The organism is Halorubrum yunnanense, from assembly GCF_026586675.1.
GTDB classification, from domain to species: Archaea; Halobacteriota; Halobacteria; order Halobacteriales; family Haloferacaceae; genus Halorubrum; species Halorubrum yunnanense.
Genome location: NZ_JAODIX010000082.1, coordinates 1 through 1256 on the forward strand (window position 1 = coordinate 1; position 1256 = coordinate 1256).

1 protein-coding gene is annotated in these 1256 nt (G+C 70.8%); it reads left to right on the top strand.

Features of this window, described 5'->3' with window-relative positions:
- Positions 1 to 173: 173 nt before the first annotated feature.
- The gene (locus N5096_RS15425; protein WP_267665688.1) at positions 174 to 1190 is read left to right on the top strand and encodes a zinc-binding dehydrogenase; all 1017 of its coding nucleotides are present in this window, start codon (positions 174 to 176) and stop codon (positions 1188 to 1190) included.
- Positions 1191 to 1256 lie beyond the last annotated feature (66 nt).

The window sequence follows — 1256 nt, forward strand, 5'->3', positions numbered from 1 at the left end:
GTCGTTTTCGGGCATAGATCACTTTGAAAACGCACCGCCTCACCTTTCAATCCTTATCTGAACACCGTCCGCCCGACGGCGCGAGGACTTAACACTGCACGGTCCGTGGGGATCCACGTGTCACGTCACCAGCCGAGCCGACGCCCCTGGCATCGCTCGGGCGCCGCCACGCGATGACCGACGCCGCGCTCTACTTCACCGGCCCACAGACCGTCGAGGTGCGGGAGGCGACGGTCGGCCCGCCGGACGCCGACGAGCTGCTCGTCGACACCCGCGCGTCGGCGATAAGCGCCGGGACGGAGCTGCTCGTGTACCGCGACCAGACGCCCGCGGACCTCCCGGCCGACGAGACGCTCGACGCGCTCGACGGCGACCTCTCGTACCCGCTCCGGTACGGCTACGCCGCGAGCGGCGTCGTCAGCGCGGTCGGCGACGACGTCGACCCGGAGTGGGTCGGGCGGTCGGTGTTCTCGTTCGTCCCCCACCAGACGGGCTTCTGCGCGACCCCCGACTCGGTGGTCGAGCTTCCCCCGCAGACGACCCCGGCCGCCGGGTCGCTGCTCCCGTCGGCAGAGACCGCGACGAACCTCGTCCTCGACGCCGCGCCTCGGCTCGGTGAGCGGGTCGTGGTGTTCGGCGCCGGGGTGATCGGGCTCTGCGTCACTCGGCTACTGGCCGAGTTCCCGCTGGAGTCGCTCGTCGTGGTCGACCCGATCGAGCGGCGGCGGGCGCTCGCCGCGACGCTCGGCGCCGACCGAACGACGACCCCGGCCGAGCTCGCTGCCGCCGGTCCGAGCGACGCGGCCCCCGCCGTCGACGACGTCGATCTCGCGATCGAACTCTCGGGCCAGCCGAGCGCGCTCGACGACGCGATCGGCGTCGTCGGCTACGACGCCCGGATCGTGGTCGGCTCGTGGTACGGGACCAAGCGCGAGCCGATCGACCTCGGCGGGCGGTTCCACCGCGACCGCATCGACATCGTCTCTAGTCAGGTGTCGACTATCAGTCCGGGGCTCCGCGGGCGCTGGGACCGCGACCGGCGCATGGACGCGGCGCTCGACCGACTCGACTGGATCCCCGCCGACGAGCTGATCACCCACCGGATCCCCTTCGAGCGCGCGTCGGAGGCGTACGAGCTGCTCGATTCGGAGTCCGACGCGGCGGTGCAAGTGATCTTGGAGTACTCGTGAACTACCCCACCCTACTCAGCCACAGGCGTGGCTTCGTTGAGGGTGGGGCTTCCTGTTTCGACGACG